Annotated in this window: 26 protein-coding genes; 12 read left to right on the top strand and 14 right to left on the bottom strand. The window is 62.7% G+C overall.

Annotation, left to right across the window (positions count from 1 at the left end):
* The first annotated feature begins 55 nt into the window (after positions 1-55).
* Positions 56-517, top strand: a complete 462-nt coding sequence (trxC, locus tag G7048_RS07835; protein ID WP_166067593.1) for a thioredoxin TrxC — start codon at positions 56-58, stop codon at positions 515-517.
* Positions 518-962: 445 nt separating this feature from the next.
* On the opposite strand, the gene G7048_RS07830 is transcribed toward trxC, so the two are convergent.
* From G7048_RS07830 to G7048_RS07820, 3 genes are read right to left on the bottom strand one after another with little or no spacing between them, the layout of a single operon-like run.
* On the bottom strand, positions 963-1,418 hold the full coding sequence (locus tag G7048_RS07830; RefSeq protein ID WP_166067592.1) for a hypothetical protein: 456 nt from the start codon (positions 1,416-1,418) through the stop codon (positions 963-965).
* Positions 1,379-2,644, bottom strand: coding sequence for a multifunctional CCA addition/repair protein (locus tag G7048_RS07825; protein ID WP_166067591.1), 1,266 nt, complete (start codon positions 2,642-2,644; stop codon positions 1,379-1,381). The genes G7048_RS07830 and G7048_RS07825 overlap by 40 nt, the downstream gene beginning before the upstream one ends.
* 26 nt (positions 2,645-2,670) lie before the next feature.
* Positions 2,671-3,354 (bottom strand): glutathione S-transferase family protein, encoded by a 684-nt coding sequence (locus G7048_RS07820; protein WP_166070861.1) that lies wholly within the window; start codon positions 3,352-3,354, stop codon positions 2,671-2,673.
* A gap of 94 nt (positions 3,355-3,448) precedes the next feature.
* On the opposite strand from G7048_RS07820, the gene queC reads away from it, so the two are divergent.
* Positions 3,449-4,198 (top strand): 7-cyano-7-deazaguanine synthase QueC, encoded by a 750-nt coding sequence (queC, locus tag G7048_RS07815; RefSeq protein WP_205750353.1) that lies wholly within the window; start codon positions 3,449-3,451, stop codon positions 4,196-4,198.
* Between the two features lie 163 nt (positions 4,199-4,361).
* On the opposite strand, the gene G7048_RS07810 is transcribed toward queC, so the two are convergent.
* Entirely contained in the window at positions 4,362-4,937 is a 576-nt protein-coding gene (locus tag G7048_RS07810; RefSeq protein ID WP_166067590.1) for a 5-formyltetrahydrofolate cyclo-ligase, read from the bottom strand.
* A gap of 14 nt (positions 4,938-4,951) precedes the next feature.
* On the opposite strand from G7048_RS07810, the gene G7048_RS07805 reads away from it, so the two are divergent.
* Positions 4,952-6,934, top strand: a complete 1,983-nt coding sequence (locus G7048_RS07805; RefSeq protein WP_166067589.1) for a lytic transglycosylase domain-containing protein — start codon at positions 4,952-4,954, stop codon at positions 6,932-6,934.
* Positions 6,935-7,083: 149 nt separating this feature from the next.
* Here G7048_RS07805 and G7048_RS07800 read toward each other — a convergent pair whose 3' ends face one another.
* The 4 genes from G7048_RS07800 to G7048_RS07785 all read right to left on the bottom strand — a co-directional run bounded on the left by G7048_RS07800 (position 7,084) and on the right by G7048_RS07785 (position 11,210).
* Positions 7,084-7,674, bottom strand: a complete 591-nt coding sequence (locus G7048_RS07800; RefSeq protein ID WP_240933211.1) for a cytochrome b/b6 domain-containing protein — start codon at positions 7,672-7,674, stop codon at positions 7,084-7,086.
* Entirely contained in the window at positions 7,675-7,944 is a 270-nt protein-coding gene (locus G7048_RS07795; RefSeq protein ID WP_166067588.1) for a PepSY domain-containing protein, read from the bottom strand.
* A 60-nt stretch (positions 7,945-8,004) separates the two neighbouring features.
* Positions 8,005-8,688, bottom strand: a complete 684-nt coding sequence (locus G7048_RS07790) for a Fe2+-dependent dioxygenase (RefSeq protein WP_166067587.1) — start codon at positions 8,686-8,688, stop codon at positions 8,005-8,007.
* Between the two features lie 191 nt (positions 8,689-8,879).
* A complete protein-coding gene (locus G7048_RS07785; RefSeq protein ID WP_166067586.1) occupies positions 8,880-11,210 on the bottom strand; it encodes a TonB-dependent siderophore receptor in 2,331 nt (776 codons plus the stop codon).
* On the opposite strand from G7048_RS07785, the gene G7048_RS07780 reads away from it, so the two are divergent.
* A complete protein-coding gene (locus G7048_RS07780; protein WP_166067585.1) occupies positions 11,209-11,403 on the top strand; it encodes a hypothetical protein in 195 nt (64 codons plus the stop codon). The genes G7048_RS07785 and G7048_RS07780 overlap by 2 nt on opposite strands.
* Before the next feature lie 67 nt (positions 11,404-11,470).
* Here the strand turns inward: G7048_RS07780 and G7048_RS07775 are convergent, their stop codons facing one another.
* Positions 11,471-12,397 carry an MBL fold metallo-hydrolase gene (locus G7048_RS07775; RefSeq protein ID WP_166067584.1) on the bottom strand — a complete coding sequence of 309 codons (927 nt, stop codon included), beginning with the start codon at positions 12,395-12,397 and terminating at the stop codon, positions 11,471-11,473.
* A 122-nt stretch (positions 12,398-12,519) separates the two neighbouring features.
* Here G7048_RS07775 and G7048_RS07770 point away from each other — a divergent pair, with 122 nt between their 5' ends.
* Positions 12,520-13,473, top strand: a complete 954-nt coding sequence (locus G7048_RS07770; RefSeq protein ID WP_166067583.1) for an alpha/beta fold hydrolase — start codon at positions 12,520-12,522, stop codon at positions 13,471-13,473.
* On the opposite strand, the gene phhA is transcribed toward G7048_RS07770, so the two are convergent.
* The 4 genes from phhA to G7048_RS07750 form a co-directional block, all read right to left on the bottom strand.
* On the bottom strand, positions 13,416-14,258 hold the full coding sequence (phhA, locus tag G7048_RS07765) for a phenylalanine 4-monooxygenase (protein WP_166067582.1): 843 nt from the start codon (positions 14,256-14,258) through the stop codon (positions 13,416-13,418). The genes G7048_RS07770 and phhA overlap by 58 nt on opposite strands.
* A 59-nt stretch (positions 14,259-14,317) precedes the next feature.
* Positions 14,318-15,238, bottom strand: coding sequence for a tripartite tricarboxylate transporter substrate binding protein (locus tag G7048_RS07760; RefSeq protein WP_166067581.1), 921 nt, complete (start codon positions 15,236-15,238; stop codon positions 14,318-14,320).
* A 172-nt stretch (positions 15,239-15,410) separates the two neighbouring features.
* The gene (gene hppD / locus G7048_RS07755; protein WP_166067580.1) at positions 15,411-16,553 is read right to left on the bottom strand and encodes a 4-hydroxyphenylpyruvate dioxygenase; all 1,143 of its coding nucleotides are present in this window, start codon (positions 16,551-16,553) and stop codon (positions 15,411-15,413) included.
* Entirely contained in the window at positions 16,550-16,723 is a 174-nt protein-coding gene (locus G7048_RS07750; RefSeq protein WP_166067579.1) for a hypothetical protein, read from the bottom strand. The genes hppD and G7048_RS07750 overlap by 4 nt, the downstream gene beginning before the upstream one ends.
* A gap of 87 nt (positions 16,724-16,810) precedes the next feature.
* Between G7048_RS07750 and G7048_RS07745 the strand changes: the two genes are divergently transcribed.
* The gene (locus G7048_RS07745; protein WP_166067578.1) at positions 16,811-17,320 is read left to right on the top strand and encodes an Lrp/AsnC family transcriptional regulator; all 510 of its coding nucleotides are present in this window, start codon (positions 16,811-16,813) and stop codon (positions 17,318-17,320) included.
* On the opposite strand, the gene G7048_RS07740 is transcribed toward G7048_RS07745, so the two are convergent.
* Entirely contained in the window at positions 17,317-18,582 is a 1,266-nt protein-coding gene (locus G7048_RS07740) for an MFS transporter (RefSeq protein ID WP_240933210.1), read from the bottom strand. The genes G7048_RS07745 and G7048_RS07740 overlap by 4 nt on opposite strands.
* Before the next feature lie 121 nt (positions 18,583-18,703).
* On the opposite strand from G7048_RS07740, the gene G7048_RS07735 reads away from it, so the two are divergent.
* From G7048_RS07735 to fabB, 6 genes are all read left to right on the top strand, one after another.
* Positions 18,704-19,669, top strand: coding sequence for a LysR substrate-binding domain-containing protein (locus tag G7048_RS07735; RefSeq protein ID WP_166067577.1), 966 nt, complete (start codon positions 18,704-18,706; stop codon positions 19,667-19,669).
* Between the two features lie 106 nt (positions 19,670-19,775).
* The gene (locus G7048_RS07730) at positions 19,776-20,519 is read left to right on the top strand and encodes a GNAT family N-acetyltransferase (protein ID WP_166067576.1); all 744 of its coding nucleotides are present in this window, start codon (positions 19,776-19,778) and stop codon (positions 20,517-20,519) included.
* Positions 20,520-20,621: 102 nt separating this feature from the next.
* Complete coding sequence (locus G7048_RS07725) at positions 20,622-21,503, top strand: HlyC/CorC family transporter (protein WP_166067575.1); 882 nt, start codon at positions 20,622-20,624, stop codon at positions 21,501-21,503.
* A gap of 14 nt (positions 21,504-21,517) precedes the next feature.
* Positions 21,518-23,110 (top strand): apolipoprotein N-acyltransferase, encoded by a 1,593-nt coding sequence (gene lnt, locus G7048_RS07720; RefSeq protein WP_166067574.1) that lies wholly within the window; start codon positions 21,518-21,520, stop codon positions 23,108-23,110.
* A 180-nt stretch (positions 23,111-23,290) separates the two neighbouring features.
* Entirely contained in the window at positions 23,291-23,821 is a 531-nt protein-coding gene (fabA, locus tag G7048_RS07715) for a bifunctional 3-hydroxydecanoyl-ACP dehydratase/trans-2-decenoyl-ACP isomerase (protein ID WP_205750385.1), read from the top strand.
* Positions 23,818-25,038 (top strand): beta-ketoacyl-ACP synthase I, encoded by a 1,221-nt coding sequence (fabB, locus tag G7048_RS07710; RefSeq protein WP_166067572.1) that lies wholly within the window; start codon positions 23,818-23,820, stop codon positions 25,036-25,038. Before fabA ends, fabB begins: the two co-directional genes overlap by 4 nt.
* The last annotated feature ends 11 nt before the right edge of the window (positions 25,039-25,049 follow it).

Genomic DNA, 25,049 nt, shown 5'->3' with positions numbered 1-25,049 from the left:
TGCAGGTCGAATCACCACATGATGGAAAAGATCGTCCTAACCCACGAGTATTGCCATGTCTTCTGAATCTTCATCGTCATCTTCTTCTTCCCTGCACGTTGTCTGCCCCCATTGCCACAAGACCAATCGCATTGCGCGTGACCAGTTGAACGCCGAGACCGCCAACTGCGGAAGCTGCCACCAGCCGCTGCTCACGGGTGAGCCGGTGAATCTGGATGGGGAGAGCTTTGCCAAGCACATCGGGCGCAGCCAACTGCCGGTGGTGGTGGATTTCTGGGCACCGTGGTGCGGGCCTTGCCGGATGATGGCGCCTGCTTATGCGCAGGCTGCGAAGGCTTTGGAGGTGGACGCGCAGTTCACCAAGCTGGATACGGAGGCGCATCCTCAGACTGCTGCTCCGTTCAATATTCGCAGTATTCCTACGATGGCTGTGTTTCGTGAGGGGGTGGAGATTGGGCGCATCTCTGGGGCGCTGCCTGCGGGGGAGATTGTTCGGTGGGTTCGGTCTCTTATTTGATTTTTTGATTCTGCTAGGGGGTTGCTTACGGGTGCCGGGTGTTCGCCCCGGCGGGCGAGTAACTTTTTGCTTGCGCCAAAAAGTCACCAAAAAACGCTTTTCAATACCCGCGGCAGAACTCACTGCGAGCCCCGGAGGGCTCTCCGTTCGGGCAACCGCCGCGAGTCAGTGTTTTCATAAGAGGAAGTTACGGCACTTTGCGTTGCTCGTGCCGGTTGATCTCGCGACTTCGCGAGATATGGTGCGCGAGTGGCGGCCGAATTTGACTTGGTTTTTGGGAGCGAGCCTGCGAAGCGAAGCGGGCACTCGTACCAACACCCCAACGGCAAGACGGCCCCTCAGGCTAGGCGTGAAGCCGCAGACAGTATGCCGATACGGCAAGGCTTCCACAACGACGCATGAGGGGCTGTATTGCCGCCTCAAAACGACGAACGAAACCAATCAATCAAAGCAACGGCGAAGGTGAATCCACGACGAGGGCGGAAGTGAGGACTCGGGCTCTGTGGTCTATGTAGTAGCCGCCGAATTCTGTGTATCTCATGACTTGAATTCCGCACTTCGTGCAGCGCCACACGGTGCTTCGATTGACCGGAAAGTACGCCAGCGCAATCGGCGCGTTCGGGCTTTCATAGCGCGTGCGGTCGGGGTGGAATTCTTCGAACGTCGGCTCGTCCACGCCGGGTTCGCGCAGGTCGGCTACTTGCTTCATCTGCGCGGCGGGCCAGCGCATGTCGGCGATGCTGTCCCAGCCTTGGAACTGGTCCAAGCGGCAGTCGCAGCCTTCGCCGGATTGGCCTTGGTTGGCCAGTTCGCGCAGTTGTTCTGTGGTGCGGATCAGTTGAACGGCTTGTTCGTTGTCGGTCATGGTGATGGTGTCGGTGCTTCGTTGGTGGACAGCCATGTGCGAAGCGCTTCTCTGCGTGCATCGGCTACTGCGGCGCCGATGGCTTCGCCTTTGAGGCCGCGCTTGGCTGCCGCGCCTGCGATGGGTCCAGTCTTCACTTCCAATACTGCTTGCAGTGCGCTTGCCAGTCTGGCGCGTTGAGGATAGGCGTTGTTCTCGAAGCCGAGTCGTCCGCGCGCATCGCATTCGCAGGCGAACAACGCTTCTTCAAAACGTGCGGGTTTGCGGATGGCGTCGCAGCGTTCGAACAGGCGCAGCATCGCACCGGCACCGAGTTCCTTGCTGCGATGGATGTTGCCGTGTTCGCGCGCCACCAGCACCGCCAGTTCGTGCAAATCGTTGGGTACGCGCCAGCGGTCGCAGACGCCGTTGACCAGATCGACGCTGCGCGCTTCGTGTTCGATGTGGCGCGGCAGGATGTCGGCGGGTGTCGTGCCTTTGCCGAGGTCGTGCATCAGGCAGGCAAAGCGCACTTCGAGCGGAGCCTGCAATTGCGCGGCCATGTCGACGACCATCATCACGTGCACGCCGGTGTCCACTTCGGGGTGATACTCGGCGCGTTGTGGCACGCCCCAGAGCTTGTCGAGTTCGGGCAGCAGCACCTTCAGTGCACCGCATTCGCGCAATACCTCGAACATGCGCGATGGGCGCTGTTCCATGAGGCCGCGCGAGAGTTCCTGCCAGACGCGTTCGGCGACGAGATGATCGACCTCGCCGTCGGCCACCATCTCGCGCATGAGGGCCATGGTTTCGGGCGCAACGCTGAAACCAGCGAATCGCGCGGCGAATCTGGCGATGCGCAGGATGCGCACCGGGTCTTCGCGGAAGGCCATCGTCACGTGGCGCAGCACTTTGTTTTGCACATCGCGCTGGCCGTTGTAGGGGTCGACCACGGCGCTCGCGCTGCCGTCCCAGTCGAGCGGAGCGGCCATTGCGTTCACCGTCAGGTCGCGGCGCGAGAGGTCTTCTTCGAGGGTGACGTCGGGCGAGGTCTGCACGACGAAGCCGCGGTAGCCGCGACCGCTCTTGCGCTCGGTGCGCGCGAGCGCGTATTCCTCGTGCGTTTCGGGATGAAGAAAAACGGGGAAGTCCCGCCCCACGGCTTGGTAGCCGAGTCGGGTCATTTCATCGGGCAGCGCGCCGACGACGACCCAGTCGCGGTCGTTCACCGGATTGCCCATCAGGCGATCACGCACCGCGCCGCCCACCATGTAGATTTGCATGAGGTGAGTGTAGGCCGCTTTGGGACTCAACGATGCAAGCGGTAGGGCTCTTCAAACGCGGCGAAGTCTTTTTCGGCCAGCGCACCCTGCACCCACGCGGCGACGCCGGGCAATGCCAATACGCGTTCGACATAGGCCTTGATGTGCTCAGGCACCGGCAGCGCAAACGTGGTGAGGCGCGAGCAGACAGGCGCGAAGTACGCGTCGGCAATGCTGAACTCGCCGAACAGCATGGGGCCGCCATGCTTGTCGAGCAGCGCTGTCCACATCTCGACCAAGCGCTGCACATCGGCGCGCACGGCGGGTTGATCGCGCCAGATCAGCGCGCCCACATCGGCCAGTTGGGCTTCGATGTTCACACCGCAATGGGTGCGCAATGCGACGAAGCCGCTGTGCATCTCCGCGCACACGCTGCGGGCGATGGCGCGGGCCTTGGGGTCCTGCGGCCAGAGGTGCTTTTCGGGGAATTTTTCGGCCAGGTATTCGGCGATGGCCAGCGTGTCCCAGATGGCCAGATCGCCATCGACCAGCGCTGGCACCTTGCCGGTGGGCGAGACTTGTCCGATGGCGTTCTTGAACTGCGATCCGGCATCGAAGCTGTCGAAGCGCACCATGATTTCTTCGAACGGAATGCCCGCCTGCTTGAGCAGCACCCACGGGCGCATTGACCAGGACGAGTAATTCTTGTTGCCGATGTAGAGCTTGAGCATGGGGTGGCCTCGGTGGTGGTTCTGGTGAAACTGGTGGATTGGGCGGCTCGACAAGCCGGTGTGGCTTTCGTTGGCGGTGTTCTAATTCTGGCCCATGTCTGCGTCACCTCTGCCCATGTCCCTCTCGACCACATCCACCGGCCACCACAAAACCGCGCTTGTCCTGTTCTCCGGCGGTCAGGATTCCACGACCTGTCTGGCGCAGGCGCTGTCGCGCTACGAGCGGGTGGAGACGCTGGGGTTTGACTACGGCCAGCGGCACAGCGTGGAGTTGGAGGTGCGGCTCACGGCGCTGGCGGCGGTGCGCTCGGCGTTTCCTGAATGGGGCGCGAAGCTGGGCGAGGACCATGTGCTGTCGCTCGATGTGCTCAAGCAGATCGGCGGTTCGTCGCTGACCGAGGATGTGGCGTTCGCCATGCAGGCCGACGGGTTGCCCAACACCTTTGTGCCGGGGCGCAATCTGCTGTTTCTCACGCTGGCGGGGGCGCTTGCCTATCGGCGCGGGATTTCGGTGATCGTGACCGGCGTGTGCGAGACGGATTTCTCGGGCTACCCGGACTGCCGCGACGACACCATGAAGGCGATGCAGTTGGCGCTCAATCTGGGGCTGGAGCGGCGTCTGCTGATCGAGACGCCTCTCATGTGGCTGGACAAGGCGCAGACTTGGCAGTTGGCCTTCGAGCTGGGCGGCGACCGGCTGGTCGATCTGATTCGCAAGGAGACGCACACCTGCTACCAGGGCGTGCGCGATGAAATGCACGACTGGGGGTTCGGCTGTGGCACCTGCCCGGCGTGTGAACTCCGCGCGCGAGGCTGGGCGCAGTGGCAGGCTCAGCGTGGCTGACTCGTAAAAGTCGTTTCAAAAAGAATGCAGCCTGCTCAAGCGCAAGGCGTTACCCCTCCGAAGGCCGCGGAGCAGGCCATGCCAGCAACCGCAAGCCAAGAGCCGCCTCGCGGCGAAGGCGGTGTCCCCCTCAAGGGGAGGGCGCGAAGCGACTCAGGGGGAGTCAATAGTTCGGCCAGATCACGCCGTTGTCATTCAGGATGGCATCCAATGGCTGGTCGTGTGCTTCGGGCTCGAATTCATCGACATAGCCATTGGTGTAGCCCAGCCCGACGGTGAACGGGCGCGGCTCCAGTGCGGCCAGCGTGCGGTCGTAGAAGCCGCCGCCGTAGCCCAGTCGGTAGCCGCCTGCGCCGTAACCCACGCAGGGCACGAACAGCAGAGTGGGCACGATCAGCTCGGTGTCCTTGGGTTTGGGGATGCCGTAGGCGTCCTCTTCCATGGGGCAGCCGGGGTACCAGGCGTGGAAGGTGAGAGTCTTGTGTTCGCGGTTCACCACGGGCAGGCCAATGCGGCGGCGCTGGGGTTCGTCGAGCAGCTCGCCGTCTTCCTTCCAGCGGTGCAGGGCGGGCAGGGGATCGAATTCGCCCTTGATGGGCCAGTAGGCGCCGATGATGATGTCGGGCCGGTCGACCAGCCAGATGCGCATGACACGCTGCAACATGTCTGCCCGAACCAACCGATCCGGCAAATTCAGGCGTTCTTCTACCAGTGCGCGACGCAAGGCTGCTTTGTCCATCACATAATCCAGTAATGCAATGGCTCAAGATTCTGACACCGTTACTGCTCGGGGCTAGTCTGGCAAGTACGGTTGCGCCCGTTTCGGCTCAAACCCGAGGCGACGATGTGCTGCTGGAAATGCAAAAAGCGTTCAGGCAGAAAGACAAGCAAAAACTCACCGCACTGCTGCCGGGCGCACGTGGACACGTGCTGGAGCCGTGGGCGGCGTACTGGGAATTGAAGACCCGGCTCGAAGAAGCGACCCAGGACGAGGTTGATGCTTTCCTGCAACGCTATGCGGGCAGTTATCAGGAAGACCGTTTGCGCAACGACTGGTTGCTGCTGCTCGGCCAGCGGCGCGACTGGGAGCGCTTCATGGACATGCACGCCAAGTTCCGCATGCGCGACGACAAGGAAGTGCAGTGCTATGCGCTCAATGTCGACCAGATGGTGGGCAAGGCCCCGGAGGACGCGGCAGACACCGTGCTGCGCAACTGGTATGGCCAGCGCGATCTGGATGACGGCTGCGCGAGCGCGGTCGCCGATCTCTACGCGAACAAGAAGATCAAGGCCCTCGACATCTGGCGCAAGGCGCGTCTGGCGACCGAGGCCAATCGTCTGCGCGCCGCGCAGAAGGCCGTGCAGATCGTTGCGCCCGAGGCCGTGGGCGGTCTGCGCGAAGCCACCGATTCGCCGACCAAGTACCTGACGGGCCGTGCCACAGCGCGCGGCAAGATGAAGCAGGAATTCATCGTGCTGGCGCTGATCCGCATGGCGATGAGCGATCCGGCGCAGGCCGCGAACATACTCGACAACAAATGGGGCGTGCAACTTTCGGCCGAGGAGCGCAACTGGCTCTGGGGCCTGATCGGCAAGCAGGCGGCGAATTCGCTGTCGCCCGAGGCGCTGGGCTACTTCAACAATGTGACGCGCGACGCTGATCTGAACGACGACATGCTGGGTTGGCGCGCACGCGCGGCCATGCGTGCCGGTCAGTGGAAAGTCGTAGCGCGCAGCATCGACGCGATGAGCACGGCGGGTCGCACCGATCCGACCTGGGTCTACTGGCGCGGCCGTGCCTATCTGGCGAATCGTCCCGGTGACGAGGACAAGGCGAACGCCAAGCGCCTGTTCGAATCGATCGCCGGCACCAGCAGCTTCTACGAGCAACTGGCGCGCGAGGAACTGGGCCTGAAGCTCACTCAGCCACAGGCACCGCAGCCGCTTGCGCCCGAAGAAATCGCGGGCGCGAAGGCCAATCCCGGCCTCAATCGCGGGCTGTACGCCATCCTGCTCGGCCTGCGCAGCGAAGGCGTGCGCGAGTGGAACTACGCGACCAATCTGCACAGCCCCGGCGGCATGAACGACCGCGAACTGCTGGCCGCCGCCGATCTGGCCTGCAGGCAGGAAGTCTGGGACCGCTGCATCAACACCAGCGAACGCACCAAGTCGTTCATCGACACGACGCAGCGCTTCCCGATGCCGTTCCGCAATTCGGTGGTCGATCACGCGAAGAACATCGGCCTCGATCCGGCCTATGTCTACGGCCTGATCCGTCAGGAAAGCCGCTTCATCATGGACGCGCGCTCGCATGTGGGCGCATCGGGCCTGATGCAGGTGATGCCCGCGACCGCCAAGTGGACGGCGCGCAAGATCGGCATGACCGATTTCACGCCTGACATGATCTACGACCGCGAGACCAACATCACCATCGGCACGGCTTACCTGAAGCTCGCGCTGGATGACTTCGACGGCTCGATGGCGCTGGCCGCAGCGGCCTACAACGCCGGTCCCGGTCGTCCGCGCAATTGGCGCAACGGCCCGGTGATCGACGCCGCCATCTGGGCCGAGAACGTGCCGTTCACCGAAACCCGCACCTACGTGAAGAACGTGCTGGCGAACACCAGCAACTACGCGGCCATCCTGACGGGACAGCCGCAGTCGATCAAGGGACGTTTGGGGAATGTGGGCCCGCGTAACGCAAGCGAGCCCGAACCCAACAAAGACCTGCCGTAATTCGGCAGCACCCCCTGAGGCGCATTGCGCCTTCCCCCTCTCTTGTGCTGCGCGTTGCGCAGCGGAGGGGGACACAGCCATCGCTGCGGGGCGGCCCTTGCTCGGCTGTCCTCGTATGGGCCGCGCCAGCGTTGGCGCAGTGCCAAGGATCAAGCCACGTCGTCGTCAGATGGCGTGGCTTTTTTTCCGGTGAACATCGCACGAACGAGGTTTTCGCGGTGTTCCCAGCAGGTCCACAGCATGCCTGCGATGTGCATGGCGACGAGGCCAAGCAGGGTCCAGGCCAGGTACTTGTGCAGTTCCGCCAGCCAGCCGTAGCCCCAGAACATGTCGGTCGTGTAGAGCCAGCCGGTGAAGGTCAGCAGTGTGAGGCAGGCGAGCAGCGCCAGCACCATCCAGCCGCCCAGCGGGTTGTGGCCGATGTAGCGCGGGGCTTTGCCTTTGAGCGCCGCACGCGCGTAGGCGATGGTGGCTTTCGGTGCGCGAACGAACTGCGCAAAGCGCGCGTAGTGCGAGCCGACAAAGCCCCACAGCAGTCGCGTGACCAGGATGCCGATGACGACATAGCCCGTGCGCTCATGCAGGGGACCGAGGTCTTCGCGACTCCACCAGGACAGCGCGATGCAGACCACCAGACCCCAATGCAGAAGACGCACGGGCCAGTCCCAGACACGCACCTTCAGCGGTGCGCTCTGGCCATTGGTAACCGGGTTGTGGGAGGGCGTGGAATTGTTCTTCAATTACTCTTCAACGCGTTCGAAGGTCTTGGGGTCGAAGAAGGCTTCCACGCGCTTGCCTTTGGGGTCCTTGGCGTAGACCTCGTAGCAGGTCGCTGTCTTTTCCATGCGGCGGATGACCCAGCCTTCCTTCTCCAGCTTCTGCTGCAGCTCGGTGTGCGGACGCCATTCGCTCTTGGGGTATTCCTTGCAGGTGATGTTGCCGTGCGCGAAGGCGCTGCTCGCGCCCACGGTCAGGATGGCGGCGCACAGAATGGTTTTGATGGTTTTCATGAGGTGCACTCCTTGGAGGGAATCGAATCTTAATTAAAACGCCTGGCCCCTGTCGGCCGCTCAGGGCTTGGCCCAACGGCGCAGCAGGTTGTGATAGACGCCGGTGAGCTGCACGAGGCGCTGATCGTCGGGCGCGAACGAGGGCGCGATGTGCTGCACGGACTGGTCCAGATCGAACAGCAGCGTGCGCTCGGCTTCATCGGCGACGACGCTCTCGATCCAGAAGAACGAGGCCACGCGTGCGCCGCGTGTGACGGGCGTGACGCGGTGCAGGCTGCTCGATGGATAGAGCACCATGTCACCGGCTTCGAGCTTCACGCATTGCACGCCGAACGGGCCTTCGATTTCAAGCTCGCCGCCATCGTATTCGTCGGGCTCGGCCAGAAACAGCGTAGCCGACAGGTCGGTGCGCATCTGCTGGCTGCTGCCGGGCAGGAACATGAGCGCGCTGTCCACATGCGCGCCGTAGGTGCCGCCGTCGGCGTAGCGGTTGAATTTGGGCGGGTAGATGATGCGCGGCAACGCGGCCGAGATGAACAGCGGCGTCTGCGAGAGCGTGCGCACGATCTGGTTGCCGAGCGCAATGCACAGCTCGCTGTTGTCGTCGAGCTGGTGGTTGCGTTTGACGCTCTTGGCGAGCGTGCCGGCCGTGGCCGAGCCGTCGTTCCAGGCAGCTGCATCGAGCTGCTGGCGGAATTGGTGGACCTGCTCTTTGGACAGGACCTTGTCGATGGTGATCAGCATGGTGTGGATTCTCCCGTTTCGGTTCACTCGTTCGGAAATCAATGGATATTGATACCCGATAACCAGAAGCGGAAATGCCGGGCGCGGGCCCGGCATCGATGGTCACTGATTTGGGTCACGCAAGACTTGAACAAATCCGCAGCGTTTGAAGCATGTTCTTCATGTGCTGCGGATCGGTTGCCGGTCCTGTATTACAGGTCCAGGTTCAGCGTCAGGCGCACGGCACGGGAGTCGCCCTTGTACAGGAACGCACCGGAACGGTACACGGCCGTGTAGTAGTCCTTGTTCGTCAGGTTCATCACGTTCAAGCGCACGTCGGCGTACTTGTTGATGCGGTACGAAGCGAACGCGTCATACACGGTGAACGAAGGCACGGGCTGCGAGCACACGCCGCTGGCGGTGTAGCCGGCTGCGGTGTCGGGCTGGCCGCCGCAACGATCGCTTTCGTGACGAGCCACGGCACCGATCGAGAAGTCCTTGGTGATCTGGTACTTGCCTTGCACGGAGAACGTGCTGTCGGCAAAGTTGGACAGCGGACGGCCCACGTTGGCGGCGGTAGCCGAGCGCAGCACCTTGGACTTCATGAACGCAGCACCGGCTTGCACCTGGAATTGCTTGGTCACGTTGCCGGCCAGGCCGAATTCGATACCGCGAACGCGGTTCTTGCCGGTGTTGAATGTGCCAGCGGTGTCGTAGTTCGCGCCTTCCATCACGTCGGTCTTGGTGGTCTGGAACACGGCGGCCGTTGCCAGCAGCTTGTCGTCCAGCAGATTCCACTTGGTGCCGAGTTCGAAGTTCTGCGAACGCTCTGGCTTGGCACCTGCGGCGTTGCCGTTGTAGATCACGAGGCCGCCGTAGCCGCTGCTGGTGCCGGAGTCAGGCTCGCCGCCGTTGATGTCCTGCGATGTGCCGTAGCCAGCGTAGACCATGCCTTGCGGGTTGATCTTGTAGCTCACGCCCAGATGGCCGTTGAACAGGGTGTCGCTGAAGCCGTAGTCGCCGGTCTGTGCGCCGGTGGTGTTGTTGCGGGTGAGGTAGCTGAGCTTGTAGTGGTCAGCGCGCACGCCGCCGAACATGGTCCACTTGTCGGTCAGATCGACGGTGTCCATGAGCGACAGGGCGTAGGTGCGCACTTGCCAGTCACCGCTCCAGCCGCGGCGGGTGTAGCTGCGACCTGCCAGCGTGGTGGGGTCGCCCAGGCTCTGACCAGCAGAGTTGGTGAAGCACCAGCCGTTGTTGGCAGTGGCGGTGGCTGTCGTGCGGCAGTTGTAGGCGCCGCTGTTGGCCACGGCGTAGTTGCCGGACTTGACCATGTGGTCGGTGTACTCGAAGCCGGTGATGATTTCGTGCTTCATGCCGCCGATCATCTTGTCCCAACGCAGGTTGGACTGGTGGGCGAAGTAGTGCACTTCCTGCCAACCGGTGTGGCCAGTGTCGATGCCAGCGGTGGTGTAGGTGGAGCCGTTGGCGTTGTAGGCCGTGCGGCTGGAAGCGCCGGTGGTGGCGTAGCCGTTGCTCGACGTGCCGTAGCGGGTCAGGCTGGTGAGCTTGAGGTCCGACGCGAGGCGGTAGTTGATGCGTGCGGTCAGCGTGTCGACGTCGGACTTCAGGAAGTCGTTGGACTGTGCGTACACAGGCACGTTGCTCGCCGGGTAGCGCGCAGGTGCGGTGCCGACGAGGTAGCCGCCGAGGTCGGGCTGGTTGTCCTTGCCGCGGAAGCCGTAGTAGTCGACGGTCACGGACAGATCGGGATTCACTTCCCACAGGCCGGACAGTGCCAGACCCTTGCGCTTGCGCTCGGATGGGCCGCGATCAGGCACGTCTTCCGAGCCCACGAGCGCATTCACGCGCAGCGCGAAGGTGTCGTTGATGGCCTTGTTGGCGTCCATCGTCAGGCGGTAGTGACTGTCGGTGCCGACCGAGCCGGAGATGCGTGTGAAATCGTAGTCCAGCGTGGCTTGCTTGGTGATCACGTTCACCGCGCCGCCAGCGGAGCCACGGCCTGCGAACGTGGAGTTCGGGCCCTTGGTGACTTCGACCTGTTCGGCGGCAAAGCTTTCGCGGGTGGTCATGCCGGGGTCGCGCAGGCCGTCGACGAACACGTCGGAGCGGGCTTCCTGGCCACGGATGATGTAACGGTCGCCGAAGGCATTGCCGTTTTCGCCGGTGCCGAGCGTGATGCCGGGCTGGGCGGAGAGGATTTGCTTCAGATCGGTGAAGCCGGAGTCGTCAATCGCCGACTTGGTGATCACCGAGATGGTCTGTGGCGTCTCGGCCAGCGGACGGGTGTGGCGCGAATCGGCGGAAGTCTTGGCCTTGTAAGGCGCGCCGACTTCGGCGTTCGGGTTTGGATCGATCGCCTGTTCCTTCACTGTCACGGTGGGCAGTGCTTCGGCGGCGGTCGCAGGAGCTGCGGGAGTTTGAGCAAAGGCGCTCAAGGGCAGCAACACGACGGCTGCTGCAACGCTGTCGGCCAGACGCAGGCTGCGTGGCTTCTTGACGTAGGAACGTTTGGATTGCATGAAAGTCTCTCTGTTTAACTGGGTTGGATTATTGTTGAGAATCACTCTCGTTCTCGTGCCTGTTCAGTTTTCAGTCGGGATTTCTGGCAATTTCTACATGGAAATGGGGTGTTTTGTGGCGATTCGGCAACAGTTTGTTGCGACCCTGCACCGCTTTTTCGGGCGAGACGGGAACTTTTCATCCCATCTGTGAACGGGGCGTACGAATCTTGTGCGTGGCCCCAGTCGGAGCCGAGATGCGACCTGGATTTTGCCGAGCTTCAGGCGTTGAGCAGCAAGCCGTCCTGGCGTGCCGCCGCGCCACTGGCGACCAGATCGCGCACCAGTTCCTCGGCCCATTCGTGCAGGCCCAGTGCTGCGAAATGGCTTTGGTGCAGCAGACGGAAATACGGCGTGTTTTCCAGCCAGACCAGCGCATCGGTCATCGGAATGCGCTGCCATTCCAGCAGTTTGTACTTGAGCAGCACCTTGGCCGCGTGCCGCGCGTGCTTGAGCGGATCGGCCACGAAGCCCGCCAGTCTGCGCCTTGCGATGTCGAGCGCCTTGGGCACATCGGCAAACACGGCACCGTGGCCGGGAATGACGGTTTCGGGGGCCAGGCTCTCGATCAGATCGAGCGTCGCGCCCACGTCGCCAAAGCCTTCCTCGCCTTCGAGTTCAGGAAACACCACGCCAAAGCCGTTTTCCCAAAGCGCATCGCCGGAGATCATCACGCGCGACTGCGGCTCGAACAGCACCACCGCGTGCACATCGTGTCCGGGCGCGGCGTGGATCTGCCAGAGGCGGTCGCCCAAGCCGATTTCCGTGCCGGGCTCCAGAGTGCCATCGGCGCGAAAGGGCGGGCAGTGCTGGCCCGTGGGTTCGTAGGTGAGCGCGACCGGGTCCCAGTGGCGGACTTGCTCGAACTGTCCGGGCGGAATGCGGGTTTCCAACTGCGACCAGCGCGCCTGCAGGGCCGCGTTGCCGCCGCAATGGTCGCTGTGAAGATGGGTGTTGATCAGCAGATCGAGCGGTTTGCCGTCGAGCGTGGCAGCGACCAGATCGACGGTCTGGTCGGCATGCGTGAAATAGCCGCTGTCCACCAGCGCCGTTCCATGTGCGCCTTGAAATAGAACATTGTTTGCGGAAAGCCAGCCGCGCTCCAGCACGGTGATGTCGTCGGGCAGGGCTGGCGTGGTGCGGGTCATGGGCGCTTGTCTCTGGCTGGTGTTGTCTCTTGGAAGCATTGTGCCTGCCGCGCCGGAACAATTCGGGACTGTCCATGCACAATGTGTGCTGACAAAGGCTCATCCAGAGAAAGTTCGAATTCATGGTTGCATGGTGGCTGCGTGCCGTCAGTCTGTTCAATGTGCTGGTCGTGATCGCGTGGGTCGGCTGGGCCTGGCCTCGCTCGGCGTGGCTGGCCATCGGCGGGGTGGTGCTGTTCATGGTGGCGGGGCGGCTTTGGCTGGGCCTGCAGTTCTGGATCATGCAGACCTTCAAGAAGCGTCTGGGCATGCCGCACGCCACTCAGGACGCGGTGCTCAAGGCGTGGAACGCGGAAACGCAGGAGTCCATGCACCAGTTCGCCTGGCAGATTCCATGGCGCGAGTGGGAGGTGCCTGACCATGTCCCCACCGATGCGCAAGGCCAGCGCGGCGTGGTGCTGGTGCATGGCTGGATGTGCAATCGCGCTGTGTGGACGCAGACCATGCGGTACCTGCGCGCTCAGAATATTCCCTACATCGCGGTGAGCTTGCCGATGTTGCTGCACGGTATCGAAACCGCGCGCCCAGTGGTCGATGCCGCCGTTCGCCGCCTGCATCAAGCCACCGGCGTGGCACCCTTGCTGGTAGGGCACAGCATGGGCGGGCTGGTGTTGCGCGACTGGCTACGAGAGCAGTCTGCCGACAGCGGCCTGGTTCCTCATGCGGCGATCACCATCGGCACCCCGCACCACGGTTCGCCGCTGGCGCTGTGTGTGATGGGTCCGAACGTCAAGCAGATGCGCCCCGACAGCGACTGGCTGAACCAGCTTCGCAGTGACGAAGCGCGAAGCGACAGCGCGTTTTCACGCGTGCGCTGGCATTGCGTCTATGCGGACTGCGACAACGTGGTGTTTCCTGAATCGACCTCGCAACTCGCGCATGCCGAGCAGCATCTGCTCGCGGGCTATGCCCATGTGCAGATGCTCAACGCGCCGGAGCTCTGGTCGCTGATTCGCGCTCAGGCCAAGGGCTCGCTGTTCGCGCCGAATTCGGGAAGCGCGCGCAGCTCTTCGTAGAGATGCGTGAAGTCGGGCTCGGTCAGCTCGAACAACTGCTCGAAGCTGTCGATCACGAAATAGGTCTGCTGGTAGGTGTCGATCTTGTAGCGCGTGCGCATGGTGCGCGCGAGCTCCAGCGGCAGGCGTCGCGGCTCGGGGCTTTGCACGCTGTATTTGAGTTCGCCGCTGGAACTCAGAATGCCCGCGCCGTAAGCCCGCAGTCCTTGCGGCTCGCGGATCAGACCGAACTCGATGGTGTACCAATACAGGCGCGACAGCATCTCGCCAGCGCCCAGATCTTCCGCCTTCAAGCCGCCCTGGCCGTAGCGCTGGATGTAGTCGGCAATCACCGGATTGAACAAGAGCGGCACATGGCCGAAGAGGTCGTGGAACACGTCGGGCTCGACGATGTATTCGAACTCCTCGGGCTTGCGAATCCAGTCGGTGACCGGAAACTTGCGGTTGGCCAGCAGCGAGAAGAAGGCGCGTTCGGGAATCAGCCCCGGCACGGCGACGATCTCCCAGCGCGTGGCCTGCCAGAGCTGCTCGTTGATGTCGTCAAAGCGCGGAATGCGCTCCTTCGCGCCCAGCTTGGGCAGCACGTCGATGAAGGCTTGGCTCGCCAGCCCCGGCAGCAGTGCGGACTGGCGTTCGTACAGGCGGTGGTAGGTGTCGTGGTCCGCCGCCGTGTACGCGTCGAAGTTCTGCGCGCAGGTGAAATCCTCCTGCGCGCGGCTGTAGTCGCCGCGCGGCGGGCGGCTCGATTGGCCGTAAACGACAGGTGCGACAGGTGCTTGTCCCATGATGTCTCCTTCATTGTGTCGGCAGCCATCCGGGCCTGTCAGCCCCTTGCGTGGCCGCGTTATTCGATGCGAATTTTGGCGGTCTTGATCAGAAAGCCGAACTTGCTGTTTTCCGATTCCACAAATTCCTGGAAGGTCGCCAGGCGCATGTCTTCCGTTGTGATACCCATCTTCTTGAGACCCGCCGTGCCGCGGTTGCTCTTCATCGCCGATTCGAAGGCTTCGGCGTAACGGCGCGCGTCGCTTTCCGGCAGCGAGGCGGGCGCGAACAGCCCGAACCAGGTCACCACGTTGAAGCCCGGCACTTCGCTGTTGATGCTCGGTACCTTGGGCAGTGCGTCGTCCTGACCGAGCGAGGTCACGCCCAGCGCCTTCAAGTGGCCGGTCTGGATCAGCGGCAGCGAGGACGCGAGGTTGTCGAACACCAGCGCCACTTCGCGCGCCTGCAGCGCCTTGAGCGCCGGATTCGAGCCCTGGAACGGCACATGCGACACGCGCGTGTTGGTCAACGACTTGAACATTTCGGCCGCGATGTGGCCAATGCTGCCGTTGCCGCCCGAGCCGTACTTGAGCTTTTCCGGATTCGCCTTGAGGTACTTCACCAGATCGCTGGTGGACTGGATGCCCAGCTCGTTGGCCACCTCGGCGTTCATCACCAGCACATTGGGCGTGCGGGCGACGAGCACCAGCGGCTTGAAGTCCTTGAGCGGGTCGTACGGAAAGTTCTTGTACAGCCATGGATTGACCGCGTGCGTGGCGACCGCACCCATCAGCACCATGTTGGCCGACTTCGGCGCCTTGGCCACCAGTTCCGCACCCGTGCCACCGCCCTTGCCGGGTTTGTTCTCGACGTTGATCTTGCCGAGCGCATCACCGGCCTCCTGAGCGATCAGGCGCGCGGAGGTATCCAGCGGGCCGCCAGCCGGGTAGGGCACGACCAGCGACATGGGAGCGGAGGCGTTCTGAGCCGTCGCGCCCATGGGGACACAAGCGAGCAAGACACTGAGCAGACAAGACACGCGAAGCACGGGTGGGGTCCTTTGGAAAGTAAATATTTGCTCAGTATATTTACAATTTATTGCAGCGCAGCATTGTTAACCGGAGATGGTGCAATCGCAAACTGCGACGGCGCAACCATCTTCAGCTTGCGCTTCAGAGCACGCCGCGGCGCATCTGGTCGAGCTCGATGCTCTCGAACAGCGCCTTGAAGTTGCCGTTGCCGAAGCCGTCATCGCCCTTGCGCTGGATGAATTCGAAGAAGATCGGCCCGAGCTGGTTCTCGCTGAAGATCTGCAGCAGGATGGCGTCCTTCTTGCCATCGATCAGGATCTTGCGCTTGTGCAGTTCTTCCACGCTTTCGCCGTGGCCGGGAATGCGCTTGTCGACCAGTTCGTAGTAGGTGTCGATGGTGTCGAGCAGGCGCACGCCGTTGCCGCGCAGGGTGTCCACCGTCTCGTACAGATCGTCCGAGCCCATGGCGATGTGCTGGATGCCCTCGCCCTTGTACATGTCCAGATATTCCTGGATCTGGCCCGGCTTTTCCTTGCCTTCCTCATTGATCGGAATGCGGATCTTGCCGCAGGGGCTGGTCATGGCCTTGCTCTTGACGCCCGTGACCTGGCCTTCGATGTCAAAGTACTTGACCTCGCGGAAGTTGAAAAGGCGCTCGTAGAAATCGGCCCACTCCACCATGCGGCCACGGTGCACGTTGTGCGTGAGGTGATCCACGTAAGTGAGGCCCGCGCCCTTGGGATGCAGCATCTCTTCGGTGCTGATGCCGGGCAGCGGCACGAAGTCCACATCAAAGAAGCCGATGTTGCCGATGTCGCCGGGACGCGCACCGTTCTTGCCGCGCCAGCGGTCCACAAAATAGATCAGGCTGTCACCCACGCCCTTGATGGCGGGGATGTTCAACTGGCCGGGCTCGGACGTGCCCGCGTAGCCCCAGGCGCCCAGATTCAGTGCGCGCTCGTAGGCGGCCTTGGCGTCATGTACGCGGAAGGCGATCGCGCAAACGCTCGGGCCGTGCAGGCGCGCAAAACGCTGGGCGAAGCTGTCCGGCTCGGCGTTGATGATGAAGTTGATGTCGCCCTGACGGTACAGCAGCACATTCTTGTGGCGGTGGCGCGCAACGGGCTTGAAACCCATCGCGACAAAAGCCTTGCCCATGGCGACTGGATCGGGAGCGGCGTACTCGATGAACTCGAAGCCGTCGGTGCCCATGGGGTTCTCCCAGGCGGAGTTTCCGGCAGGCGCGGTGCTGTTCAAGGTCTTGTCGGCGGTGGGAGCGTTCATGGTGTGTCTCCGGACATGAAGGTTGCTTGTTCTGGGGTAAGGTGACGAGGCGTTCTCTTCGAGCACTCGCTGCGGATGGCAAGCATCTGCACAGCGTTGAATGTAAATGGCAAGGCTGTCATTTTTTCGCCCATTTCATCCGTAAATTGCATGACTTCTGCACTATTCATGTGAATGTGTCAAATAGTACGCAGCTTTTTTGCGCTAGGGAAGTCTCGGGTTAACTTGAGCGTTCTTGTGCCCCAAAATCGCTGCCCATGAGCACTTCTTCTGCCCCTGGTGAAACCTCTTCCGTCGTGTCTCTGGACAAGCTGGACCGCGCCATCCTGCGCAGTCTGCAGGCCAATGGCCGGGAGACCTACGACGTGATCGGCGAGCGGGTCGGCCTGTCGCCCAGCGCGGTGCTGCGCCGCGCCAAACGTCTGGAAGATGCCGGCATCATCGAGCGCTATGTCGCGCTGGTCAAACCCGAGGCCGTGGGGCTGGGGCTGACTGCCTATATCAATGTGCGGCTCGAAAAGAACACCGAAAGCCACAAGCGCAACCCCATGGACCTGTTCCGCGCCAGCGTGCAGAGCTGGCCCGAGGTGGTCGAGTGCTCCGCCCTGACCGGCGAGATGGACTATCTGCTGCGCGTGGTGGTGGCCGACATGGCGCATTACAGCCGCTTCATCATGGACACGCTGCTCAAGCACCCGAGTGTGCAGGACTGCAAGACCAGCTTCGTGCTCGATCGTGTCAAGGCGACCACAGCCGTGCCGGTCTAAGCCACAAGCCGGGTTTTCACCCGAACATGCGCGCTGACCAGCGGCAGCGCGAGCAAGGCAACGCCCCCGCACAGCAGCCACACGCCTGACCAGTCGATGCGCTCTTGAACCTTGACCACCGCTTGCGGCACCAGAAAGTTCGCGACGAACACCAAGGTGTTGCACAGGCCGAGCGCGGTGCCGGCCTGCGTTGCACCCGCTTGGGTTGCCAGTTCCGCATAAGCGACCCCGTGCCACGCGGATACGCAGACCCCGCTGACGGCGAGCATGACGGCCAGCATCACCCCCGGAAGATGCACGGCTTGCGCCGCAGCCAACGCGACAAAGCTGAGCGCACTGAGCGCCGCGCACCAGCGTAGAAAGCCGATGCGGTTGCCGTGCCGGTCGGTCCAGCGGCCGCTCCAGATGCGCAGCACCATCGCGCCCACCTGTAGCGTCACCATGGCCGTGGTGATGGCGGCGGAGCTCACCTGTGCCGCGTCGTGCAGAAACACGGTTCCGAAGGAAAGCACGGCAAATTGCGGTGCGCAGAGAATCGCGATGCCGCAGGCGATCTGCCAGACGAGAGTGTTCTTCAGTGCGCTGAACGAGCGGGGATGATCTTGTGCTGCGGTGGGCGTGTCTGCGTCGGGCGGATTGATGATCCACAGCCACACCAACCCCGCACACAGCACGCAGATCACCGCGAGAAACGCGAACATCGCATCGAACCCTGCCGATGCGGCAATGCGTGGCAAGAGCAGCGCACCGAGCGCGCCGCCCATCGGCACGGCGGTCTGACGAATGCTCATGGCCAGCCCGCGTTCACCCGGTGCGAACCAATGCATGATGGCGCGCCCGCTGGCACCGTTCACACTGCCGCCCAGCAATCCTGTCACCAACAGCCCGGCATAGACGAGCGCCAAGCCGGGCGTGTGACCAGAATGCGGCGCACCCCAGACCGTCATGCAGGCCAGCACCAGTGCACTTCCGCCCAAACCGAGCAGCAACACCGGGCGGTCCCCCCAATGGTCGGCCAACATGCCCCAGGGCAGTTCGCTGATCGCCACGCCAAGGCCCATCATTCCCAGCATCAAACCCAAGCTCCACGCGTCGAGCCCGTAGCCGGTGCGCAGTTGGATGGCGGTCATCGGAAAGCCGTTGACGATGATGGAAAACGCCACATTGGCAAGCGTTCCCGCCGCCAGCACCTTCCAGCGAAGGGACGAGGCATTCGCGTGGGGGATCGGGTTTTGAGGCATGGAGGTGGGGGTGCTGGACATCGACATGAAAAACCGTCGGAAGTGGGTGATGTCCGCAGTGTCTTGCTGCGCAATCATTTTGAAAATCAGAAAATTCTGTTCAAATGGTTTTGAAAATCAGGATGATTGAACAGGTGTTTCCATGTCCCATATCCATCTGGACCTTGATGTGTTGCGCAGCTTCTCCACGGGCGTTGCAATGGGCAGCTTTGCGCAAGCGGCCGACAAGTTGGGGCGTTCGACGTCCGCCGTCAGCGCGCAGCTCAAGAAGCTGGAGTCGCAAGCGGGCACTGCGCTACTGCGCAAGGCGGGGCGCGGACTGGAGTTGACCGAGGCCGGGCATGCCATGCTGGCTTACGCGCACCGGCTGCTGGAGCTCAACGACGAGGCGGTGGCGGCCATTCGCGCGAGTGATCTGCAGGGCGTTGTCAGGCTGGGGCTGCCCGAGGACTTTGGTGAGCGCGTTCTCCCCGCCGTGCTGGGACGCTTCACCCGGGCCCATCCGCGCGTGCAGATTCAGGTCAGCTCGGGCACCAGCGCACAGCTTCTGTCGCAATATGAAGATGGGCTGCTGGATCTGTCGGTGGCGTGGGATTTGTCCACAGGCACCGACATTCCATCAGGCACACGTGTGCTGACGACGCTGCCGCTGCGCTGGATTGGCCCGGCGAGCGGTCAGGGTGTGGATATGCGCGAGCAGCCGTGGTGGTCGCTTGTCGGCGATACGGCGCCGTCCGCTGCACTGACGGATAAAGATGATCAGCAGCCTTGGCGCGCGTTGCCGCTGGTGATGCTGGCCGAGCCTTGCCCATTGCGCGGGGTGGTCACGCAGGCCCTCAATCGGCACGGACTGCCTTGGCGCAATGCGTTTTCCAGTGCCAGTCTGGCGGCCTCGTGGTCGGCCGTGGCTTCGGGGTTGGGGCTGGCGGTGCGCACATCGTTCGGACTGCCGCCGCATGTCCGGCTGATCGGGAGCGATGAGGCTCCGGGGTTGCCCGTATTGCCCAATATGCGGCTTCTGCTGAAAACCCAGAGTCAGCAGCCGCAGGTGCTGCAGTTGTCTCAGTTGCTGGAGCAAGCCCTGAACGAGGCTGCGCAAATGGACTGATCGCATCCATGCACAATGACAACAAAAGAGAACATCCCCAGTTTTTATATTGCAATGCAACAAAACGGATGCGCATTCCTAGGGAAAACCCTAGAATGGCGGCATCATGCTATTGACGAAAGACTGGCTACTCGCTTCCTGGGACATGGGTCGACGCATCTGGAGCGGCAGCTCCAATGACGATCAAACTACGCCGACACAACGAGGTGCTTCAAAAATGGTTTCTGCTTCAGTGCCCATCCGTTCGCTGGCTGTCCAGCATCGCGAGCGCATTGCCGCCCACCTGTTGAGCCTCAGCCCCGAGGACCGTTACCTGCGCTTTGGCTATCCAGCCAGCGACGCGCAGGTGCGCCGCTACGTCGATCACATCGATTTCGACCGCGACGAAGTCATCGGCATCTTCAACCGCCGCCTGGAATTGATCGCCATGGCCCATGTGGCTTATGCGGAGCATGAAGAGTTCAAGAGCTGCGCCGAGTTCGGCGTGTCCGTGCTGTCCAAGGCGCGCGGCCGTGGCTACGGCGCGCAGCTGTTCGACCGCGCCGTGATGCTGGCCCGCAGCCGCGACGTGAAGATGATGTTCATCCACGCGCTGTCGGAAAACACCGCCATGCTCAAGATCGCCCGCAACGCAGGCGCAGCCGTGCACCGCGACGGCTCCGAATCCGAAGCGTATCTGGAGCTGCCACCCGCGAGCTTCGACACGCATGTGAGCAAGTTGGTCGCCGTGCAGTTCGGCGAGATGGACTACCAATTCAAGAAGCAGGCCAAGCAGTTCTGGAACATGCTCGGCGGTCTGCAGGAAATCCGCCAGGGCGTGCGCGACGGTCGCCATCAGGCCGCCGAATAAGCGCGTTCGCTCCCGTCGGTAACTGACCCTGCTGGCGGGTGAATTTGCGCAATCCGCTATCCTAGGGGGCTGTTTCACTACCGCACGTCCTGCACCAAGACCGTGTCAGACCCCCATCCCGCGCGAAGCTCCGACAAGGAAGACAAGCGCAGCCTTCTGCAACGCGTAATCGAGTTCATCAACCCGGGCCCCAATTCCACAGAGGAACTGGTGGCGGCCATGGCCGAGGCCGAGGATGACGATGTCATCAACGCCGACACCCGGGTGCTGCTGGAGCGCGTGCTGCGCATGGCCGAGATGACCGCCAGCGACGTGATGGTGCCCGCGACGCGCATGGATCTGCTCAACATCGACGAGCCCATCGACGAGCTGATTTTGCAGGTGATCCGCACGGCGCACTCGCGCTTTCCGGTCTATCAGGGCGAGCGCGACAACATCATCGGCGTGTTGCTCGCCAAGGATTTGCTCAAGCTCTCGCGCTCTCCGAATCTCAATATCCGCACCATGGTGCGCCCGGCGCTGTTCGTGCCGGAAAGCAAAAGCCTCAACGACCTTTCCACCGAATTCCGCAGCTCGCGCAGCCACATGGCCATCGTGATCGACGAGTTCGGTCGCATTGCGGGGCTGGTGACCTTCGAGGACGTGATCGAGGAAATCGTCGGCGAGATCGAGGACGAATTCGATGTTCCAGAGGAAGAGGGCGACATCTTCGGCTTGGCCGACCAGACCTACCGCGTGAGCGGCGACACGCCGGTCGAGCGCGTGGCGGAGACGTTCAACGTCGCTCTGCGCAGCAGCGATCCGGACGAATCGTTCGACACCATAGGTGGCCTGATCGCCCACGAACTCGGCCGCGTGCCGCGCAAGGGCGAGCATTTCGACATCGGCGGTCTGCGCTTCATCGTGCTGCATGGCAAGGGTGGCGCAGTGCGCTGGTTCAAGGTTTCGCCCGCTCCTGCGGACGCGAACGGCGACGATTCCTGAAAACAAGGGTGACGATGCAGCAGACAGGCGTTGCGCCAGTTGATTCCGCCGCGCACAACGCTGGCGGTGCATGGTGGCTGTGGCCACTGGTATTGGTGGCCGGGGTGGCGCAGGCGTTGTCGCTGGCCTGGCCTTGGGGCGGGCAGCCGCTGTGGTGGCTGCAACTGGCCGCGCTGGCGGCTTTTGTCTATGCCATTCTTCAAGCCCCGACGCCGCGCCGCGCGGGCTTCATGGGCTGGCTGTTTGCGACGAGCTGGTTGTGCGGCACCTTCTGGTGGCTGTTCATCTCCATGCACACCTACGGCGGACTGGCCGCGCCGCTGGCCGTGGCTGCGGTGCTGGGGCTGGCGGCGTTTCTGGGTGGTTATTACGCGATCGTGGTCTGGCTGTTTCGCAAGCGTCTGCCTGAAAACCGACTGCACGCGGCATTTTTCTTTGCCGCGCTGTGGCTGATTGCTGAACTCGCTCGCGGCCAGTGGTGGACGGGTTTCCCTTGGGGGGCCATCGGCTACGCCCATGTGGAAGGCCCGCTGACCGGACTCGCGCGCTATGTGGGCGTGTACGGCATGTGCTTTGCCGCTGCCTTCATTGCGGCATCGATTGCGATGTGGCGCTCGGAAGATTCCAGCAACCAGAAATGGTGGATTGCCGTGGCCGGTGTGCTCATGGTCTTCGGCGGGCTGGCTTCGCAGCGCAAGACCGAGCTGAACGCAATCGACGCGCGCCATCTCTCCAAGCCCATGTCGCTGGCCTTGATGCAGGGGCAGATTCCGCAGGATGAAAAATTCCAACCCGGCAGCGGCATTCCAATGGCGCTGGACTGGTATGCAGGCCGTCTGCGCGAGGCGACGGCGCAACTGGTGGTCGCGCCCGAAACGGCGATTCCGCTGCTGCCCAAGCAGTTGCCGACCGGCTACATGGAAGCCGTGACCGAGCGCTACACCAAGGACGCCGGCGAGCAGGCGCTGCTGGTGGGCATTCCGCTGGGCAACTTCAGCGATGGCTACACCAACTCGGTCTACGGCTTTGCGCCGGGTCAGGGCAAGCCCTATCAATATGACAAGCACCATCTGGTGCCATTCGGCGAGTTCATTCCGCCGTTCTTCCGCTGGTTCACCGAGATGATGAACATCCCGCTGGGCGACTTCAACCGGGGTCACATCGGCCAGGCCTCGTTCCTGTGGAAGGGCGAGCGCATTGCGCCCAACATTTGTTACGAAGATTTGTTCGGCGAGGAGCTGGGTGCGCGCTTTGTTGATCCGGCAGCGGCGCCGACCTTCATGGTGAACCTGAGCAACATTGGCTGGTTCGGCGATTCCGTGGCGATTGACCAGCATCTGGCGATCAGTCGCCTGCGCACGCTGGAGTTCGAGCGCCCGATGGTGCGTGCAACCAACACTGGCGCGACGGCGGTGATCGATCATCGCGGACAAGTCACCCATCGCCTTGAAAATGACAAGCGCGGCGTGCTGCTGGCCGAGGTTCGTGGTGTGAACGGCCCTGTGACGCCGTTTGCGTGGTGGGTGGGCCGTTTGGGGCTTTGGCCGCTCTGGGGTTTGGCGCTGGTGATGGCTGTGGTGCTTGGAATCCGGCGAAAAGGTCGCTGAATCGTTGTTCTGCATTGACGATAATCAGCGAACTATCCGGGTTTTGTGAGATTTTCTTGGCCCTTTGTTGCGGTTGGACTACTGCAAGCCTTGATAATGATGCCCTTTTGCAAGAATGTTTATGGTCGGAATTAACTCCGGCTATCCCACGAAGATGGCATTTGGCCGTCTGGAGAATGACTGACAATGGCTGATTCCTTTTCCTATGAGCAACTGATCGCCTCCGGTGAGGGCCGGTTGTTCACGCCGGACAGCGGGCGCCTGCCCCTGCCTCCCATGCTGATGTTTGATCGCATCACCCACATCGACAGCGATGGCGGTGCGCATGGTCTGGGAAAGATCGTGGCCGAACTCGACGTCAAGCCCGATCTGTGGTTCTTTGCCTGCCATTTCCAGGGCGACCCGGTCATGCCCGGTTGCCTGGGCCTCGACGCCATGTGGCAGCTCATCGGTTTCTACCTGACCTGGCTGCAACTGCCCGGTCGCGGTCGCGCGCTCGGCGCGGGTGAAGTCAAGTTCACCGGCGAAGTCGGCCCCGACGTGAAACGGGTCACTTACGAAATCGACATCAAGCGTGTCATCAAACGCAAGCTCAATATGGCCATCGGCGACGCGCGTCTGCTCGCCGACGGCAAGGAAATCTACGTGGCCAATGACCTGCGTGTGGGCCTGTTCATGCGCGAAGGCAACGGCCAAGGGGCTGCAGCATGAAGAAGCGTGTGGTGATCACGGGCGCGGGCATTGTCTCGTGCATCGGCAACGACCTTGAAACGGTGGAGGCATCGCTGCGCGCGAGCCGTCCCGGCATCAAGGCCATGCCTGAGTTTGCCGAACTGGGCCTGCGCAGTCAGGTCGCGGGCATTCCCGAGATCAATCTGGAAGAGCGCATCGACCGCAAGCAACTGCGCTTCATGGGCGATGCCGCGGCGTACGCGCACATCGCGCTGACCGACGCGATCGCTCAAGCTGGTTTGACGCCGGAGCAGGTCTCGCACCCGCGCACCGGCCTGATCATGGGCTCGGGCGGCGGCTCGCCAGCCAACCAGATCGAAGCGGCCGACACGCTGCGCAGCAAGGGCATTCGCCGCGTCGGGCCATATCAGGTCACGCGCTGCATGAGCTCGACGGTGTCTGCGTGCCTCTCGACCAATTTCGCGATCAAGGGCATCAACTACTCGATCACCTCGGCTTGCAGCACCTCGGCGCACTGCATCGGCGCTGCGGCGCAGCAGATCGCCTGGGGCATGCAGGACGTGATGTTCGCGGGTGGCGGCGAAGAGCTGTCATGGGGCATGGCGCTGCTGTTCGACGGCATGGGCGCGATGTCCGCCAAGTACAACGAGACGCCCGAAAAGGCCTCGCGTGCTTACGACGCCAACCGTGACGGCTTCGTGATCGCGGGCGGCGGCGGTGCCGTCGTGCTGGAAAGCCTGGAGCACGCGCTGGCGCGCGGCGCCAACATCCTCGGTGAAGTGGTCGGCTTTGGCGCGACCAGCGACGGCGAAGACATGGTGGCTCCATCGGGCACCGGCGCGATTGCCTGCATGCGCCAGGCCATCGATGGTCTGGACGGCTCCATCGACTACATCAACACGCACGGTACTTCGACCCCCGTGGGCGATGTGCCCGAACTGCGCGCGATCCGTGAAGTGTTCGGCTCGGATATTCCCGCGTTCTCGTCGACCAAGTCGCTGACCGGCCACTCGCTGGGCGCGACCGGCGTGCAGGAAGCGATCTATTGCCTGATCATGCTGAACAAGGGCTTTATCGCCGGTTCCGCCAACGTGGAAACGCTCGAGCCAGCCGCCGAAGGCATGCCGCTCGTGACAGAAACACGCGACGCACCGATCCGCCAGGCCCTGTCCAACAGCTTCGGCTTTGGTGGCACCAACGCTTCGCTCGTGTTGCGCCGCTGGGACGGCAAATAACTGCTGACCAG

It is taken from the genome of Diaphorobacter sp. HDW4B (genome assembly GCF_011305535.1).
Classification (GTDB): domain Bacteria; phylum Pseudomonadota; class Gammaproteobacteria; order Burkholderiales; family Burkholderiaceae_C; genus Diaphorobacter_A.
This window is presented reverse-complemented; position numbering and strand designations above follow the sequence as displayed.